This is a genomic window from Gordonia sp. YC-XJ4 (assembly GCF_059511865.1).
This window is the reverse complement of record NZ_CM183447.1, coordinates 4,568,582-4,586,182: the sequence shown is the minus strand read 5'-3', so window position 1 is coordinate 4,586,182 and position 17,601 is coordinate 4,568,582. Positions and strand designations below refer to the sequence as shown.

Genomic DNA, 17,601 nt, shown 5'->3' with positions numbered 1-17,601 from the left:
GATCCGGACTATTGCCGGAATACCGGGTGACTCCATCGCGCCCGTCCCGGATGGGTGGTTGCGCACCGCGCGCGGCCAGAGTTGGCCGATGGCACCGGACTTCGTTCTCGACCGGATGGCGGTGGCGTTAGGGTGGGGTGTGGATTTCACCGCCGACGTCGCACCCGATCTCCGGGCAGATCTGATCGCCGCACTGGAGGCGGCGGTCACCCCCGGTGCGGTGGTGTGCGATCCGGATGTGATGGCCGGATACGCCCACGACGACGCGGAGTGGGCGCCGCACCAGATGCCGATCGCCGTGGTGCGTGCGCGTACGCCCGGGGATGTGGTCGAGGTGGTGCGCGCGTGCCGTGCCCGCCAGGTCGCGGTGATCCCCCGCGGAGCCGGGACCGGTCTGTCCGGTGGTGCCAACGCATGGGCCCGCAGCGTCGTCCTCTCCTGTGCGGCGATGACCGAGATCTTCTCGATCGATCCGCTCGAACGCATCGCGGTCGTGGCGCCGGGAGTCGTCAACGACCATCTGCGAGCAGCCTGCGCGGAGGTGGGTTTGTGGTATCCGCCCGACCCGGCGAGTTCGCCGTGGTCGACCATCGGCGGCAACGTGGCGACCAACGCCGGCGGTGTGTGTTGTGTGAAGTACGGAGTGACACGCGATTACGTGCTCGCGGTGCAGGTGGTCACCGGTACCGGCGAACTGGTGCGGATCGGGCACCCGACGGCCAAGGGGGTCGTCGGGTACGACCTGACAGGATTGATGGTCGGCTCGGAGGGGACGTTGGGGATCGTCACCGAGATGACGGTGAAACTGCGTCCCCTGCAACCACCATCGCGGACCATCGCGGGCTACTTCGACTCGTTGATCGACGCCGGACGGGCAGTGTCTGCCGTCGGTGCGAGTGGATTGACCCCCGCCGCACTGGAACTCGTCGATCGGCAGTGTCTGCTCGCGGTGGATGCGTGGAAGAACATGGGGCTCGCGGTCGACGCGAACGTCGTTCTGCTCGGCCGGATCGACACGCCCGGAATCGAGGGTGAGCGTGAATCCGAGCGCTTGCGTGAGTGTTTCGACGCCGCGGGCGCCACGTGGTCGGCGGTGTCCTCCGACGAGCAGGAGGCGCAGGCGCTGTTCGCGGCGCGACGCCTGGCCTATCCGGCGCTGGAGCGACTCGGTCCCGTACTCACCGAGGACGTCTGCGTCCCCAAGAAGCATGTGCCGGCGATGCTGGCGCGCATCGAGGAGATCGGCATCCGCCACGACATCGTCATCGCCAACATCGCCCACGCCGGTGACGGCAATCTGCATCCACTGCTGATCGCCGACGAGGGAGACGCCGCCGCGCGTGGCCGGGCGCAGCTCGCCTTCGGTGAGATCATCGATGCCGCACTGGAACTCGGGGGCACGGTCACCGGCGAGCACGGCGTCGGCGTGCTCAAGCTCGACGGCGCGCGCAAGGAACTGTCACCCGCCGTGCTCGACATGCACCGAGCGGTCAAGCACGCTCTCGACCCCGACGGAATCCTCAATCCCGGCAAGGCATTCTGAGCCCGCTTGACGGGCTCAGGCGAGCCCGTCGCCGGCCAGGAACGTCAGGTAACTCGGGTGCTCCGGGTCGAGAACGAGACGTTGCTTGCGTCCGCGGGCCTTGATCAGGTCGGGGACCACCGTGAGGTAGCGGGGGAAACTCGCGGCGTAGACGTCCACCCGCAACCGGTGGCCGGGTTCGAGCACGGCGTCGGTGGGGACGAGATCGACATCGATCCGGACCGGCTCGTCGGCGGGGACCGGCAGTTTGCGCTTGCGGGAGAGGTAGTGATGGGCACCGAGGAGATGCCCGTCGGCGGTGAATGTCGACATCGACCGGTCGAGGGCGCGATTGGTCGCCGAGAGCGCGCCATTGGTGAGAACGGTCGAGGTGCCATCGGGCGCAACATCATTGACGGTCACCGCCCAGATACCCTCGTGTGCGGTGGTCGCCACGTTGAGGCGGAGGTTCATCGCGCCGCTGAGGTGGGTCGCCTCGGTGACCGGGGCGCTGGTGAACGACAATCCGCCGCGCTCCTGAAAACGTGCATCGGTGGTGAATCGATTGCCGAGGACCATCGACGCACCCGCGGTCACCTGCGTCATGTCCCGGGACACCATGCCGCGCAGGTCGGGTCGGATGTGCAGAGACGAAACACCTTGTGCCGGAGCTGTGCTCAGCGATCCGTCGTGCACGGCGTGATCCGCGGTCGTCGACGGCTCCTCGGTGAGATAGAGCCGCCGGGGTCGCACGCCCGGTCGCGGGAACGCCGCGCCGGACGTCCACGAACCGCCCTGCTGCATCATCGTGACCGGCCCGTAGTGGTCTATACCGTTGCGGTGGCCCTTGAGCCAGCGATCGAACCAGGCGCGCTCGAGGACGTCGAGACGCGGTGGGGCGGAGCTGGATCCGTGGCCGGTGCCCACGTCGAAGTGATACCCGTCGCCGACGAGCATCTGCTTGCGGCCGGGCTCGAGGCGGAGCCGCTCGTAGATGCCGGTGGCGCTGCGCCCGAAGAGATCGTGCCACCCGCCGACGGTGAAGGTGGGTGCGGTGATCCGGTCGATCTGCGGATCCCGTTCGTCGAAATAGGGGTCGTCGAAGATCCGGTCGTCGCGGGCGGTGAGGAAACCCCACAGCAACGACGGGATCTCGGTCGCCGGGGAGGCCACGCGATCGCGCAGCCAACGCAGCGTGTCGCCGCGCACCACATCGCGCAGGTACGTCGACGGATTGGGTACCCACTTGAGCACGTTGACCACCGACAGCCACATCGGGATGAACGCCGAGGGCATGCCGCCGGTGATGTAGACGTCGCGAACGATGTCGTCGCATCCCTCGACCGCGAAGACCGCGCCGAGTTCGGCCGGCCGTTTGTCGGCGGCCTGCAGCGAATTGATCGCCGAGTACGACCAGCCGGCGAGTCCGACCTTGCCGTCACACCATTCCTGTTCGGCGGCCCAGGAGATGACCTCCACCGAGTCCTGCTGCTCGCGCGCGCCGAGGATCTGCCATTTGCCGCCGCTGGCCCCGGTGCCCCGGACATCGACGATGACCTGGACGTAACCGCTGCGGACCAGGGTGCGGTTGATGCCGAAGACGTCGAGGATTCCGCCGGAGAGCGTGCCGGTCAGGCGGGTGAGCCCGCCGAGGGCGGTGCCCGTCGCATCGATCGACGACGACGCGACCCGCAACGCACGCCCGAGTACCGGTGCGTGGGTGGTGGTGTCGATGAAGTCGACGGCCGCCCGGTTGTAGGGGTTGATGTTGACGATCGCGGGATACGGGGTGAGAACGGTTTGGCCGAAGCGGTTGGCGGGTCGGACCACCGTGGCGCGCAACGTGACACCGTCGCTCATGGTGATCTTGACGTCCCGATCGACGACCACTCGGGGATAGAGCTGGGCGCCGTCGACAGCTTCCCGCCACCGGATACCGTCGGCGCCGCCGGTCGGATCACCGAGGGGGAGGGTGCCGAAATGGGGAGTGGCGCGACCGCCGTCGGGCCGCGTCGGGACCACCTGGGGTCGTGACAACCCGGGAGCGCCCGGGTCCAACTGGTACGTCATGGTGCCTCACCCTGCCTGGGGTATGACCGGACGCCGGACCCACCGGCGTCACCCACACCCCGTCGTGTGCTCGGGCGTGAGTGAAACCCCGCTTACACTTTGTGGGCCACATCACTCCCGATGGCCGACTGTAGTGCATCGTCGATCTCGGAACCGCATCGAGGTGGGGTCCATTTGGGTCACGACAGTGAATCTGCAGTTCAAAGCCGTGTGTGACCTGGGAAACCCTCCGTTCGGACAGGTGACCCGGTGACGTGGGGACGGATTTGGTCGACGACGTCGAGCTCGGGTAACCTCTTTCTCGGTGTGACGCGCTTGCACGCGTCGTATCGGTTCAACCAGAGACCGTTGGTCATCGGGAGCGATCCCGATCGAAGGGCGACAGCAATGTCGGCGGCCCACGCAGGGAGAACGAGGAAGAAGCTCGATCATGCCGGTTCGGCAAGATCGCCAGTGTGACGCCCCGTGCCTCTGTGTGCCGGGGCGTTTCGTCGTTTCGAGGGCATTCGCCCTCCGTGGCGCGGCGTCTTCCGAAGGTTCCCTGCGTTGAACTCTGACCAACTCAACTCGAGTGATGAGGAAGGAGGCGAAGTATGGCCAAGTCCGACAAGGTCGCCGCAGTCGCGGAGATCGCAGAGCAGTTCGAGGGCGCAACGGCGGCGGTCGTCACGGAGTACCGTGGCCTGTCCGTCAGTCAGATCACCGATCTGCGTCGTTCCCTCGGTGAGGGCGCAACCTACTCCGTCGCCAAGAACACCCTGGTGAAGCGTGCCGCCGAAAAGGCGGGCGTGGAAGGGCTCGACGAGCTGTTCAGCGGTCCGACCGCGATTGCCTTCATCGAAGGCGAACCGGTTGTGGCCGCCAAGGCGATCAAGAACTTCGCCAAGGACAACAAGGCTCTCGTCATCAAGGGCGGATACATGGACGGCCGTGCGCTGTCCGTGGCCGAGATCGAACAGATCGCCGACCTTGAGACCCGCGAGGTCCTGTTGGCCAAGCTCGCCGGTGCCATGAAGGGCAACTTGGCAAAGGCTGCCGGCCTGTTCAACCAGCCGGCATCGCAGGTGGCGCGCCTCGCCGCGGCCCTGCAGGAGAAGAAGAACGAAGCCGGCGAATAACTCGCCGCACCACAAACATCCCCACGGGGATCACCACGACCCCGTGTGGGGCTTGAATAGGAAGGACGCCAACCATGGCGAAGCTCACCGCTGACGAGCTCATCGATCAGTTCAAGGAACTGACCCTGCTGGAGCTCAGCGATTTCGTGAAGAAGTTCGAAGAGGTCTTCGAGGTCACCGCGGCCGCTCCGGTCGCCGTCGCCGCTGCCGGTGCCCCGGCTGCCGGTGGTGCCGCCGAGGCCGCTGCCGAGCAGGACGAGTTCGACGTCGTGCTCGAGGCTGCCGGCGACAAGAAGATCCAGGTCATCAAGGTCGTCCGCGAGGTCGTCTCGGGCCTGGGCCTCAAGGAGGCCAAGGATCTCGTCGAGGGTGCTCCCAAGCCGATCCTGGAGAAGGTCGACAAGGACGCCGCAGAGGCTGCCAAGGCCAAGCTCGAAGAGGCCGGCGCCAAGGTGTCCGTCAAGTAAGCTCGCTTACTTGCGCATGTGACCGTCAAGTAAGCTCGCTTACTTGCGCAGTGTGACCGTCAAGTAAGCTCGCGTGCTTACTTGTGCGGTGTGACCGTCGACTGACGGTGCATGTCCCGAACCCGGGGCGGAGAGATCCGTCCCGGGTTCGTTGCTGTCACGGGCCGCCGGGCCGCCGGGGCGGTGGGAGGTTTGGGGTGGTGGGAGGTTTGGGGTGGTGGGACCCGGACGGACTAGTATCACCCCGCGTGACTGCTCCTGTGTCCCGTCGTGCGTTCACGACGATCAACGTCGTCGGGGCCGTGGTGCTCGTCCTGGGGGTGTGCCGTGTCTTCGGCCAGCCGTGGCTGGTGCATCTCGGGCCCACCAAGTACTGGGGTCCGCCGGTGGATCTGCAGATCTACCGCTATGGCGGCCAGTTCCTCCTCCACGGGCAGCACCTCTACGACGGGCCGATGCCGCAGGCGAACGACAGCATCCTGCCGTTCACCTACCCGCCGTTCGCAGCGGTGTCCTTCGTGCCGATGAGCTGGATGCCGGTGCGGTTGCTCTCGGTCATCTTCCTGATCCTCGGATGCCTCCTGACGTGGTGGCTGATCCGAATCCTGCTGCGTCGTGTCGGATGTGGTGACCTGCCGGTCGGCTGGTCGATGATCCTCACCGGTGTGGCCTTCGAACTCGAACCGATCCGCATCACCCTCGATCTCGGCCAGATCAACCTGATCCTGGCCGGACTGGTCATCGCCGACACCCTCTGGGATCGGCGCCCCGCGTGGGCCGAACCGTATCGGGGACTGTTGGTCGGTATCGCCGCGGCGATCAAGATGACCCCGGCAGTCGTCGTCATCTATTTCCTCGCGCGCCGGCAGTGGCGGGCGGCGATCAACGTCGTCGTCGGATTCCTGGCCGCGACCGGTATCGCGTGGGCGATCACGCCGTCGGACACGTGGAAGTACTGGACGTCGACGGTGTTCGACCCAGAACGCATCGGCGGACTGGCCTTCGTCTACAACCAGGGCATCGCCGGTGTGCTGGCGCGCACCGGGATGAGCGACAGCGATCGCTCACACTGGTGGTTGCCGCTGTGTGCGATCGCAGGGCTCTATTGTCTGGCACTGGCGTGGCATCTGGCCAAGCGTCGCGAATACGAGCTGTGCTTCCTGGCGGCGTGGGCGGTGGCCCTGCTGGCCACCCCGGCCGCCTGGATTCACCACTGGGTCCTCACGTCGGTGTACATCCTGGTGTTCGTCACCATCGGAGTGCGAGCACTGCGGGCCAGACGCGGTGACCGGCGTGGTGCGGTCTTCCTCGGGCTGGGCATCCTCGGTCTGATCGCGCAGCTTCCCGGTCCGTCGTTGTCACTGCCGAGCGCACAGCTCAACGAGCTGCGGTGGGGGTGGTGGGAGATCATCTACGGCAACTCGTCGCTGATCTGGCTCGTGCTGATCCTGCTCATTTCCTGGTGGTTGCCGCTCACCCGGGTGCGTGAGGCATGGGAGCCCGGGGCGTATGGGCCGGAGTCGGTCGGGCCGGAGCCAGGCGAGCCGGAGTTGGCCGAGCGTGGGTCGGTCGGGCCGGAGTCGGTCGGGCCCGGCCACACCGAAAGCGCCGTCGGAGGCGCCGACACCGGGGCCTTCGACGACCGCGAAGAGGGCCTCGCGCGGTCCTGAGCCGTGCGCCACGCCACCGCACCGGGGACAAGGAGTGCCACCGCACTCGTGTCCCGACGATGGAACCGCGCCCACTTTCCTTCGGACCGTTTCATCGGCTAGTGTCATCGCCCGAGGGTAAGTTACCGGTTGGTAGATTTCTTTCGCGTCCACGCTGTGGGTCTTCGGTCCACGTGTGTGGAGGGTTGCTGTTGCGGTGGTCCGATACAGTGACCCCAACCACACATGTCACCGAGGGGTGGACTCTCGCACCGGCGGGAGCTCATTGGGGGCAGCGAACTTCTGGAGGAAACTGTGGGTGTTGAGGTCAGCGTTGAGGGGCTCACCAAATCGTTCGGTTCGCAGAATATTTGGCGTGATGTGTCGTTGACCTTGCCCGAGGGTGAGGTGTCGGCCCTGCTGGGTCCGTCGGGTACCGGTAAATCGGTGTTCTTGAAGACGTTGATCGGGTTGCTGCATCCGGAGCAGGGATCGGTGATCATCGACGGCACCGACATCACCCAGTGCTCGGCGAAGGAACTCTACGAAATCCGCAAGTTGTTTGGTGTGTTGTTCCAGGACGGTGCGCTGTTCGGGTCGATGAGTTTGTATGACAACATCGCGTTCCCGCTTCGTGAGCACACGAAGAAGAAGGAGAACGAGGTCCGCGACATCGTGATGGAGAAGATCGATTTGGTCGGTCTGGCCGGTGCCGAGGACAAGCTGCCGGGTGAGATCTCCGGTGGTATGCGTAAGCGTGCCGGGTTGGCGCGGGCGTTGGTGTTGGATCCGCAGATCATCTTGTGTGATGAGCCGGATTCGGGTCTGGATCCGGTGCGTACGGCCTATATTTCGCAGTTGTTGATCGATATCAATGCGCAGATCGATGCGACGATTCTGATCGTGACGCACAACATCAACATCGCTCGGACGATTCCGGACAATATCGGGATGTTGTTCCGCAAGGAGTTGGTGATGTTCGGTCCGCGGGAGCAGTTGTTGACTTCGGAGCAGCCGGTGGTCAAGCAGTTCCTTTCCGGTGATCGGTTCGGTCCGATCGGTATGTCGGAGGAGAAGGACGAGGCGGTCCAGAAGCAGGAAGAGGCGATGCAGGCCGCGGGTATCGGTGGTGGCGGTACCAAGGACGACTTCTCGGAGATCATCCCGCAGGTGCAGCCCAATCCGGGTATGCCCGAACGCAAGGCTGTCGCCCGCCACCGCGAACGCGTCCTGGAACTGCTGCCGTCGCTGCCGGAAAACGCTCAGCGCGCGATCCGCGAGTCGATGGAGCAGGAGGACGAGATCCGCGCCCAGGCACAGGCCCACGGCGCCGACATGGCCGAGAACGGGGCAGGCGCGCCCGCCCATGCCGGTGGGTCGGGCCAGGGGGAGTGGAGCTCGGCCGGCGGTGTGGCCACCGCCGAAGCGCCCACCGACGTCTACGAGTTCGCCGGCAACGACGCGCCCACTCAACAGTGGGACGTGCCGCCGGCCGCCCAGGCAAACCAGCCCACCGAGCAGATCGACACCACCAAGAAACCCCGACACGGCGACGGGCGGAGCTAACCGAGAATGGCCAATGCCACCACGCGTGGCGCCGACAAGATCGCGCAAGCCGGAACGAGTGCACTTGCCCAGGCGGGCAACATCGTCCAGCTGTTCGTCGACGTCGCGCGTCAGACCTTCGTACGGCCCTTCCAGTGGCGCGAGTTCATCCAGCAGGCCTGGTTCATCGCCAGCGTCACGATCCTGCCGACGGCGCTCATCGCGATCCCGTTCGGCGCGATCGTCTCGCTGCAGACCGGTTCGCTGATCAAACAGCTCGGTGCCGAGTCGTACACGGGTGCGGCGAGTGTGCTGGTGGTGATCCAACAGGGATCGCCACTGGTGACCTCGCTGCTGGTCGCCGGCGCCGCCGGGTCGGCGGTCGCCGCCGACCTCGGTTCGCGCACCATCCGCGAGGAGATCGACGCGATGGAGGTGCTGGGCATCAACCCGGTCCAGCGCCTGGTGGTTCCGCGTGTGCTGGCGATGATCCTGGTCGCCGTGCTGCTCAACGGCCTCGTTGCGGTCGTCGGTATCGGCGGCGGCTACTTCTTCAACGTCATCGTCCAGGACGGCACCCCGGGCGCCTATCTGGCGTCGTTCGGTGCCCTCGCACAGCTTCCCGACCTGTGGATCTCGACGATCAAGGCCGCGATCTTCGGTGTGCTCGCCGGGGTCATCGCCGCCTACAAGGGACTCAATCCCAAGGGCGGCCCCAAGGGTGTCGGTGACGCGGTCAACCAGAGCGTGGTCATCACCTTCCTGCTGCTGTTCCTTGCCAACCTGATCATCACGGCGGTCTACCTGCAGATCGTCCCGCCGAAGGGAAGTTAGGCGTGTCCGGTGGTGGCGGAGTGACGATCGCCAAGAGTCGTCCCGAGTATTACTTCTACGAAGCACGCAAACTGGCCGGCAAGCCGTTGAAGGTACTCGACGGTGCGGGCGAGCAGATGTCCTTCTACGGACGGACGTTGGCGTGGATCCCGAAGACGCTCGTGCACTACACGCGCGAGGTGCTGCGTCTGCTGGCCGAGGTGGCCTTCGGTACCGGCGGCCTGGCCGTCGTCGCGGGCACCGTCGGCGTGATGGTGTTGATGTCGGGGTTCACCGGCGTCGTCGTCGGTCTGCAGGGATATTCGGCGCTCGACCAGATCGGTTCGCAGGCGCTGACCGGCTTCCTGTCGGCCTACGTCAACACCCGTGAGGTGGCACCCCTGGTCGCGGGGCTGGCGTTGTCGGCGACGGTCGGGTGCGGTTTCACCGCACAGCTCGGTGCCATGCGCATCTCCGAGGAGATCGACGCCCTGGAATCGATGGCGGTGCCGTCGATCCCGTTCCTGGTGTCCACACGTGTGATCGCCGGTTTCATCGCGGTCATCCCGCTCTACGTGCTCGGTCTGCTCGCGTCGTATCTGGCCTCTCGGGAGATCACGGTCATCTTCAACGGCCAGTCCGCGGGCAACTACGACCACTACTTCAACTTGTTCCTGCCACCGGCCGACGTGCTGTGGTCCTTCGGCAAGGTGCTGATCTTCGCGTTCGTCATCATCCTGGTGCACTGCTATTACGGCTACTACGCCAGCGGGGGTCCCGCGGGCGTCGGCGTGGCGGTGGGGCACGCCGTTCGTGCCGCACTCGTCCTGATCGCGGTGCTCGACTTCTTCCTCGGACTGGCGATCTGGGGCACCACCACGACCGTCAGAGTGGGAGGCTGATCGATGGGGACCGTGCGCCGCAGACTCCTCGGCGTCGCCTTCCTGGTCGTCGTCGCGCTGTTCTTCGCGGTGACGATCATGAAGTTCAACAAGACGTTCACCGACTTCACGACCGTCACGCTCACCACCGACGCCGTCGGCAACGCGCTGCCCGCGAATGCCGACGTCAAGGCCCGCGGGGTCGTCGTCGGCGAGGTCCGCAGTATCTCACCGGCGCCGAACGGTTCGGTCGACGTCGAATTGGGGCTCAACCCCGACATGGCCAAGCAGATCCCGCAGGCGACCACCGCGCGAATCCTGCCCAAGACGCTGTTCGGCGAGCGCTACGTCGATCTGCAGCTGCCCGCCGCCGGCGGACCGGGGCTGCAAAACGGTGACGTCATCGCAACCGACAAGAGCGGTAACGCGCAGGAGCTGCAGCAACTGTTCGACAAGCTGCTGCCGGTCCTGCAGGCCATCCCGCCGCAGGATCTCAACGTGACCCTGACGTCGCTGTCGCAGGCCCTGCAGGGCCGCGGCGAGGAGCTCGGCACCACCATCGACAACCTCAACAAGGTGTTCGTCGGCATCAACGGGGTACTGCCCGACCTGCAGGGCACCCTGCGGGGCTTGGCGAGTTTCTCGCAGACCTACTCCCAGGCGCTGCCCGACGTCATCGACGCCCTCGACAACTTCCGCACCACGTCGAACACCATCGTGGAGCGGCAAGGTGACCTGCGGACGTTGATCGCCACCCTCGGGGTCGCGGCCACCGACACCACCGGCTGGTTGCAGCAGAACGGAAACAACCTCGTCGACCTGTTCGTCGATTCCGAGCAGTTGCTCACCGGACTGGCCAAGCAGTCGCCGACCTTCCAGTGCACCTTCCACAACTTCGCGACCCTGATCCCGGAGTCGCAGAAGATCGTCGGTGCCGGCACCGCCAATCCCGGTGTGCGCGTGAACCTGCAGTTCGTGAACCCCCGCGGACGCTATCTCCCGAACCAGGACGAGCCGCGGTTCTTCGACACCGATCCGCCCGCGGTCTGCTATGAGCCGCCGACCAACGGCCGCCCGTTCCCGCAGTACCCCGGCGGTGGACTGGCCGACGGCTCCTACCAGCCGCCGTCGCGTAACCCCGGCCCGCGGACGATGCCGAGTCTGCCGCAGCCGCAGTTCACCACCACCCCGGTCGGACTGATCAAGCCCTCGCCGTTCGACGACCCATCATTCCGGACCCAGCTGAAGCTGATCTATGGCTCGGCCAGCGGTACCCGCCCGGACGACGTCCCGACCTGGGTCACCATGATCGGTGGTCCGGCGCTGGCCGGCGCGGAGGTGCACATCCAGTGAAATCCGTTGTGGGACCGCTGATCAAACTGATCACGTTCGCGGTGATCACCGTGCTCGCGACCAGTCTTCTCGCCCTGACGATCGCCAACGCCGGTGGCGACGGCGACAGCAAGTACAGCGCCGTGTTCGACGACGCCGCCCTGCTCAACAAGGGCGACGACGTGCGTATCGCCGGTGTGCGCGTCGGTCAGGTCACCGACGTCGCGGTGTACGACCAGAACAAGGCGATGGTGAAGTTCAACATCAATCGGTCGTCGCTGCCGCAGGGTGCGCAGCTCTACATCCGCTACCGCAACCTCACCGGACTGCGCTATCTGGCCGTCGAGCGGGGCGCGGGTACCTCGGATGCGACCGTGGCGCCGGGCTTCACCTTCGGTACCGACCCGAACGTGCGCGACACGCATCCCGCGGTGAATCTCACCGAGTTGTTCAACGGGTTCAAACCGCTGTTCCGTCAGCTCTCGGCCACCGACGTCAACAACCTCGCCGACCAGATCATCAAGATCTTCCAGGGCGAGGAGGGCAGCATCTCCACGTTGATCTCGAGCACCTCGTCGCTGACGAACTCGCTGGCCGACCGCGACAAGGTGATCGGTGAGCTCATCACCAACCTGACATCGGTGCTCAACACCGTCAATCGCAACGACGCGAACTTCAAGTCGCTCCTGGACAACACCGAGCAACTCGTGACCGGCCTTGCGGCGCAACGCGGTTCGGTCGGATCGGCGATTGCCTCGGTGTCGAATCTGACGACGGTGACCGCCTCGATCCTGTCGCAGACCAGGCCGTCGATCCAGGGTGACATCGCGGGTCTGAAGTCACTGGCCGACCAGATCAACGCGCGCAACAAGGACGTGAACCAGATCCTGAACAATCTGCCGGTCAAGCTCCAGAAGATCGGCCGCGCGGCGACCTTCGGGTCGTGGTTCCAGTTCTATCTGTGCGGCATCGACGTCGTGGCGGGTAACGGTAAGTCGACCCTGCTGACCCAGCCGGCGGTGCCGCTGCCCGACATCAATCATGTGCTCTACACCAGCGCGGCGACCCGCTGCTGGAAAGACAACAGGCCAGGGGGGTGAGAGACGAGATGACGGATAACAGCAACGCCGGCAACGGCGCGGACGGTACCGGCGCGCAGGCACCGAAGAAGTCCCATCCGCATCGCCGCTTCGGCGGTCGGCGAAGTCCGGTCTCCATCGGCGGGATCGGCATCCTGATCCTGCTGATGGCCGCGGTCTCCGCGTTCTATCTGACCTCTCTTCCATTGGTCGGGCAGGCGGCCACCTATACCGCGAAGTTCACCGAGGCCGCAGGGCTCAAGGCGGGCAACGAGGTCCGCGTCGCCGGCGTCAAGGTCGGCGAGGTCAAGGACGTGACCCTCGACGGCGATCGGGTCGACGTCAGGTTCCGGGTGTCCAACACCTGGATCGGTAACCAGACGCAGGCGTCCATCCAGATCAAGACGGTGCTGGGACAGAAGTACCTGAGCCTCAATCCGCGTGGGAGCAAGCAGGCCGATCCCGATGTGCCGCTGACCGATACGGTCTCGCCGTACGACGTCATCGAGGCGTTCTCCGACGCGACGACCCAGATCGAGGACCTCGACACCAACCAGTTGGCGCAGTCGATGCGCTCGCTCTCGGATGCCTTCTCCGGTACCGCGGGTGACATGGGGCCGGCGCTCGACGGCATCGCGCGGTTGTCGAACACCATCGCCAGCCGTGACCAAGAGGTGCAGAAGCTGTTGCAGGCCACCAAGGACACCTCCAAGATCCTCGCCGACCGCAACCAGACCTTCGTGCGGCTGATCGCCGGTGCCGGGCAGTTGCTCGACGAACTCAACAACCGGCAGAAGAACATCTCGGCACTGCTCGCCACGACGACGACGCTGTCGACGGCGTTGACCGGCATCGTGCGTGACAACGAGGCGCAGATCGGGCCCGCGCTCGACTCGCTCAAGGGCGTGAACGAACTGCTGACCAAGCAGAACGCCAACCTGCGCGCGACGATCACGAACATGGCGCCGTTCTATCGGCTCTACGCCAACGTGCTCGGCAACGGTCGGTGGTTCGAGTCGGTGGTCACCAACCTGCTGCCCCCGGCGCTGCCGCAGCAGAACACCACCCGACTGCCCAACAAGCAGGCCAACCAGAACAACGGCGGAACGGGGGCCACCGGATGACCACCGCACCGGATCTGACGAACACCTCCGGCCCCGGCCGGTGGTTCACCCCGCGCCACATCGTCTACATCGTGTTCGGCGTGATCATCGCGCTGATCGTCGCGGGGGTGTTGTGGTGGGCCTTCTCGCTGATCGGCACCACCAAGGTGACCGCCACCTTCCACCGCTCCGTCGGCATCTATGAGGGCACCGACGTCCGCGTCCTCGGGGTGTCGGTGGGCAAGGTGGATTCCGTTGAGCCCGAAGGTGATTCGGTCAAGGTGACGATGACGGTGGACCGTGGTGTGGATCTGCCCGCCGACGTCAAGGCCGTTCAGATCATCCCGTCGGTGGTCGCCGACCGCTTCGTCCAGCTGACGCCCGCCTACTCCGGCGGACCCAAGGCCGGCAAGGACGTCACCCTCGGACTCGACAAGACGATGGTCCCCGTCGAGATCGACCAGGTCTATTCGAGCGTGCAGAAACTGTCCGAGGCGCTCGGCCCTGACGGCGCCAACAGCAAGGGAGCGGTGAGCCAGCTCATCACCACCGGTGCCGACAACCTGCAGGGCAACGGTGAGAAGCTCGGCGCCGCGATCGAGAATCTCTCGAAGGCCAGCACCACCCTGTCGGACTCGCACGGCGACCTGTTCGACACCGTCAAGAACCTCAACACCTTCGTCGGCGCGCTGCGTGAGAACGACTCCCAGGTGCGCCAGTTCAACACGCAGATGGCCGATTTCAACAGCTTCCTCGCCGGTGAACGCCAGCAGCTCGCGACCGCGCTGAACAAGTTGTCGATCGCCCTCGGCGACGTCGCCGGGTTCATCCAGGACAACCGCGAACAGATCGGTCAGACGCTGAAGGATCTACAGCCGACGACGCAGGCGCTGCTCGACACCAAGACGTCGCTGAAGGAGATCCTGACGGTGCTCCCGCTGACGCTGAGCAACCTGATCAACGCCTACGACGCCGAGTCCGGCACGCTCGCGATGCGACTGACGATCCCCGATCTGCAGAATCTGCTTGCGGCGCAGTGCAAGTTCCTCGACCTCGGTCAGCTGCTGCCGGGCAACCCGGCCGCCACCCAGTTCAGCGACACCCTCGCGCCGCTGATCAATCAGTGCACCAACATCGCCAACCAGGTCAACGACAAGGTCCTCACCCCGATCCTGCCCATCCTGCCGTTCGGCATCATGAGCAACGGCAAGTTGCAGCAGTATCCGGTCCCGGGCACCGTGCCCGGTACCCCGGACCCGCGGCTGAATCCGGGGCCGAGCACGGGCCGTACGCCGGCCTCGACCACCGCACGGCCGTCGACGAGCCGCCCGGCGTCGACGACGGCCCGACCGGGAACGGGGGGCAACTGACATGGGGTACGAGACGAAGCGCTCGCGCCGTTCGCTGCGTACTCGGTTGACCGGGACATTGGGTGGTCGGTTGACCGGAGCACTGCTGAGCCTGACCACCGTGGTGCTGGTGGCCGGTTGCGGCAGCAACGGCATCCAGTCGATCCCGCTGCCCGGTGGCGTCGACGTCGGCGACAACCCGCGGACCTACACCATCCAGTTCAGCGACATCCTGGACCTGGTCCCGCAGTCGATGGTGAAGCAGAACGGCGTCGCCGTCGGCCGCGTCACCAAGGTCGAGGTCCCCGACAACGAGTGGTACGCGCTGGTCACCATCAAGGTGAAGCACGAGATCGACCTGTCCGACCAGGCGCAGGCGGCGGTCCAGCAGACCAGTCTTCTCGGCGAGAAGTTCGTGGCCCTCGACGACCCGGCGGAGGCCGGCAACGCGCCGCGCCAGCCCGACGGCCAGCCGATCCCGCTGGCCCGGACCCGCACCGCCACCGACATCGAGCAGGTGCTCGGCGCGTTGTCGATGTTGCTCAACGGTGGTGGCATCAACCAGCTGGAGCCCATCGTCACCGAGCTCAACAAGGCCTTCGACGGCCGCGCGAACAACGTCAAGAGCTTGCTGAACAACGCCTCGGAGCTCATCTCGGGTCTCAACAAGCAGCGCGACGACATCATCAGCGCGATCGACGGGCTCAACACGCTCTCGGCGCGGGCCAATGCGCAGACCGATCAGATCAACCGCATCCTGCAGCAGTTGCCCGCCGGTATCGCCGTCCTCGAGCAACAGCGCCCGCAGTTCGTCGACCTGTTGACCAAGCTCGACAAACTCGGGCAGGTGGGCACCGACGTCCTCGGCCGCGCCCGCGAGTCGATGATCACCGATCTCAAGGCGCTGCGACCGGTGTTGACGGAATTGTCCAAGGCCGCACCGGATCTCATCACCGCCGCGCCGCTGATGCTGACCCACCCGTTCCCCGACTCGCTGCTGCCCGCGGTGCAGGGTGACTCGACCAACCTGTTCATGACGTTGGATCTGCGGACCCTGAATCAGCTCGAGGCGCTCGGTGTGGGTCAGGGCAACCCGGTCTATTCGCCGCCGGAGCGGCACAACGTGCCGGTGAACCCGTCGAACCCCTACTACAAGGGCAACGGGCCGCGCTACGGCTGGCCGACGATCACCCTGTTGCCGCCGGCCGCGAACTCGCGCCCGGGCCCCAACACGCCACCGTCGGGCGGCACGTACCCGGCCAACCCGGCGTCGTTCGCCCCGGTCCCCGCTCAGGGACAGGGACTCCTGGACAAGACGCTCGCACAGATGGGGGTGGGCGCATGATCGGCAAGCTCGCCAAGATCCAGCTGGTGGTGTTCGCCGTCGTCGGCATCGTCGCGATCGTCTACGTCGGTGCGAAATACGCGCGGCTCGACAAGCTCGCCGGCATCGGCAACTACACGGTGACCGCGGAGATGCAGCAGTCCGGCGGTATCTTCACCAACGCCGAGGTCACCTACATGGGCATCCCCGTCGGCCGGGTGGGCGCGATGACGCTGACCGCCGACGGCGTCGACGTCAAACTCGACCTCAACTCCGGTGGTCCCAAGATCCCGGCGTCGTCGAAGGCCGTCGTCGCCGAGCGGTCGGCGATCGGTGAGCAGTTCATCGACCTGCAGCCGTCGGGGTCGACGTCCGGGCCGTATCTGGGGAACGGGTCGACGATCTCACCCGACAACGTCTCGATCCCGGCGCCGCTCGAGGATGTCGTCGCCTCGGCCATCAACTTCACCAATTCGATCCCGATCGACGATCTGCACACGGTGATCACCGAACTCGGCAAGGCCTTCAACGGGCAGGGTGACAATCTGTCCCGTCTCGTCGATTCGCTGAACACGCTCGCCAAGGCGGGCGCGGACAACCTGCCGCAGACGATCTCGCTGATCCAGAACTCCGATGTGGTGCTCTCCACCCAGGCCGATCAGTCCGATGCGATCCTGACGTGGTCGCGCAACCTGAACCTGATCACCGCCACGCTCGCGTCGTCGGATCCCGATCTGCGACGTCTGCTCACCACGGGCACGGCGTCGGCGACCCAGATCTCGGCGCTGATCCAGAAGAACGGCGGCGATCTGAGCAAGGTGGTCGGCGACCTGTCCGAGGTGTCGCGCACGATCCAACCCGCGACGTACATGACCTCGGGGACGTTCGCGATGCTCTCGGCGCTCTCGGCGGGCAGCCACAGCCCGGCGCCCGGCGACGGGCAGATCCACTTCGGCATCGTGCTCGAGACCAACAACCCGCCGGCGTGCACCAAGGGGTACGAGAGCACCTACAAGATGATCGACGAGATCAAGAAGAAGGACCCGACCTTCGACATCCGCTACGACGATTTCCCGTTCAACACGAACGCGTCGTGTGATGTGCCGTTCGGTAATCCGACGGGTGTGCGCAGCGCCGACCGCGTGCAGTACGCCAACCCCGACACCCCGCAACCGTGGGACAACACGCCCAAGAAGGACCCCGACAAACTGAACCTCAATCCGCTGGCCACCCAGCTCGCCTACCTGTTGGGTGTGCGACCGGTGAACCCCGGTGGATTCGGGTACGGCGTCGGCCAGTGACGAAACACGCTGGATGACGGGCTGTTCCCGGCCCGCCGACGACGCCTG

14 protein-coding genes are annotated in these 17,601 nt (G+C 65.7%); 13 read left to right on the top strand and 1 reads right to left on the bottom strand.

Annotated elements, in window-relative coordinates; genetic code table 11:
- Positions 1–88 precede the first annotated feature (88 nt).
- Positions 89–1,543 carry an FAD-binding oxidoreductase gene (locus tag AC5ZH6_RS20320; protein WP_231386609.1) on the top strand — a complete coding sequence of 485 codons (1,455 nt, stop codon included), beginning with the start codon at positions 89–91 and terminating at the stop codon, positions 1,541–1,543.
- A 15-nt stretch (positions 1,544–1,558) separates the two neighbouring features.
- Here the strand turns inward: AC5ZH6_RS20320 and AC5ZH6_RS20315 are convergent, their stop codons facing one another.
- Positions 1,559–3,592, bottom strand: a complete 2,034-nt coding sequence (locus tag AC5ZH6_RS20315; RefSeq protein WP_020170342.1) for a CocE/NonD family hydrolase — start codon at positions 3,590–3,592, stop codon at positions 1,559–1,561.
- A 593-nt stretch (positions 3,593–4,185) separates the two neighbouring features.
- Here AC5ZH6_RS20315 and rplJ point away from each other — a divergent pair.
- From rplJ to AC5ZH6_RS20255, 12 genes are all read left to right on the top strand, one after another.
- Complete coding sequence (gene rplJ, locus AC5ZH6_RS20310) at positions 4,186–4,710, top strand: 50S ribosomal protein L10 (RefSeq protein WP_006368378.1); 525 nt, start codon at positions 4,186–4,188, stop codon at positions 4,708–4,710.
- A gap of 74 nt (positions 4,711–4,784) precedes the next feature.
- A complete protein-coding gene (rplL, locus tag AC5ZH6_RS20305) occupies positions 4,785–5,177 on the top strand; it encodes a 50S ribosomal protein L7/L12 (RefSeq protein ID WP_006368379.1) in 393 nt (130 codons plus the stop codon).
- A gap of 248 nt (positions 5,178–5,425) precedes the next feature.
- Positions 5,426–6,847 carry a glycosyltransferase 87 family protein gene (locus tag AC5ZH6_RS20300; protein ID WP_020170343.1) on the top strand — a complete coding sequence of 474 codons (1,422 nt, stop codon included), beginning with the start codon at positions 5,426–5,428 and terminating at the stop codon, positions 6,845–6,847.
- A 294-nt stretch (positions 6,848–7,141) separates the two neighbouring features.
- Positions 7,142–8,392, top strand: a complete 1,251-nt coding sequence (locus tag AC5ZH6_RS20295) for an ABC transporter ATP-binding protein (RefSeq protein ID WP_014361117.1) — start codon at positions 7,142–7,144, stop codon at positions 8,390–8,392.
- Between the two features lie 6 nt (positions 8,393–8,398).
- On the top strand, positions 8,399–9,205 hold the full coding sequence (locus AC5ZH6_RS20290; RefSeq protein ID WP_006368382.1) for an MlaE family ABC transporter permease: 807 nt from the start codon (positions 8,399–8,401) through the stop codon (positions 9,203–9,205).
- A gap of 2 nt (positions 9,206–9,207) precedes the next feature.
- The gene (locus tag AC5ZH6_RS20285; protein ID WP_006368383.1) at positions 9,208–10,086 is read left to right on the top strand and encodes an MlaE family ABC transporter permease; all 879 of its coding nucleotides are present in this window, start codon (positions 9,208–9,210) and stop codon (positions 10,084–10,086) included.
- A gap of 3 nt (positions 10,087–10,089) precedes the next feature.
- Positions 10,090–11,418, top strand: a complete 1,329-nt coding sequence (locus AC5ZH6_RS20280) for an MCE family protein (protein WP_006368384.1) — start codon at positions 10,090–10,092, stop codon at positions 11,416–11,418.
- Positions 11,415–12,497, top strand: a complete 1,083-nt coding sequence (locus AC5ZH6_RS20275) for an MCE family protein (protein WP_014361116.1) — start codon at positions 11,415–11,417, stop codon at positions 12,495–12,497. The genes AC5ZH6_RS20280 and AC5ZH6_RS20275 overlap by 4 nt, the downstream gene beginning before the upstream one ends.
- Positions 12,498–12,505: 8 nt before the next feature.
- Positions 12,506–13,600, top strand: a complete 1,095-nt coding sequence (locus AC5ZH6_RS20270; RefSeq protein ID WP_026919916.1) for an MlaD family protein — start codon at positions 12,506–12,508, stop codon at positions 13,598–13,600.
- Complete coding sequence (locus AC5ZH6_RS20265; protein ID WP_006368387.1) at positions 13,597–14,949, top strand: MCE family protein; 1,353 nt, start codon at positions 13,597–13,599, stop codon at positions 14,947–14,949. The genes AC5ZH6_RS20270 and AC5ZH6_RS20265 overlap by 4 nt, the downstream gene beginning before the upstream one ends.
- Before the next feature lies 1 nt (position 14,950).
- Positions 14,951–16,273 carry an MCE family protein gene (locus tag AC5ZH6_RS20260; protein ID WP_020170345.1) on the top strand — a complete coding sequence of 441 codons (1,323 nt, stop codon included), beginning with the start codon at positions 14,951–14,953 and terminating at the stop codon, positions 16,271–16,273.
- Positions 16,270–17,553 (top strand): MCE family protein, encoded by a 1,284-nt coding sequence (locus tag AC5ZH6_RS20255; RefSeq protein ID WP_006368389.1) that lies wholly within the window; start codon positions 16,270–16,272, stop codon positions 17,551–17,553. Before AC5ZH6_RS20260 ends, AC5ZH6_RS20255 begins: the two co-directional genes overlap by 4 nt.
- Positions 17,554–17,601: the final 48 nt, after the last annotated feature.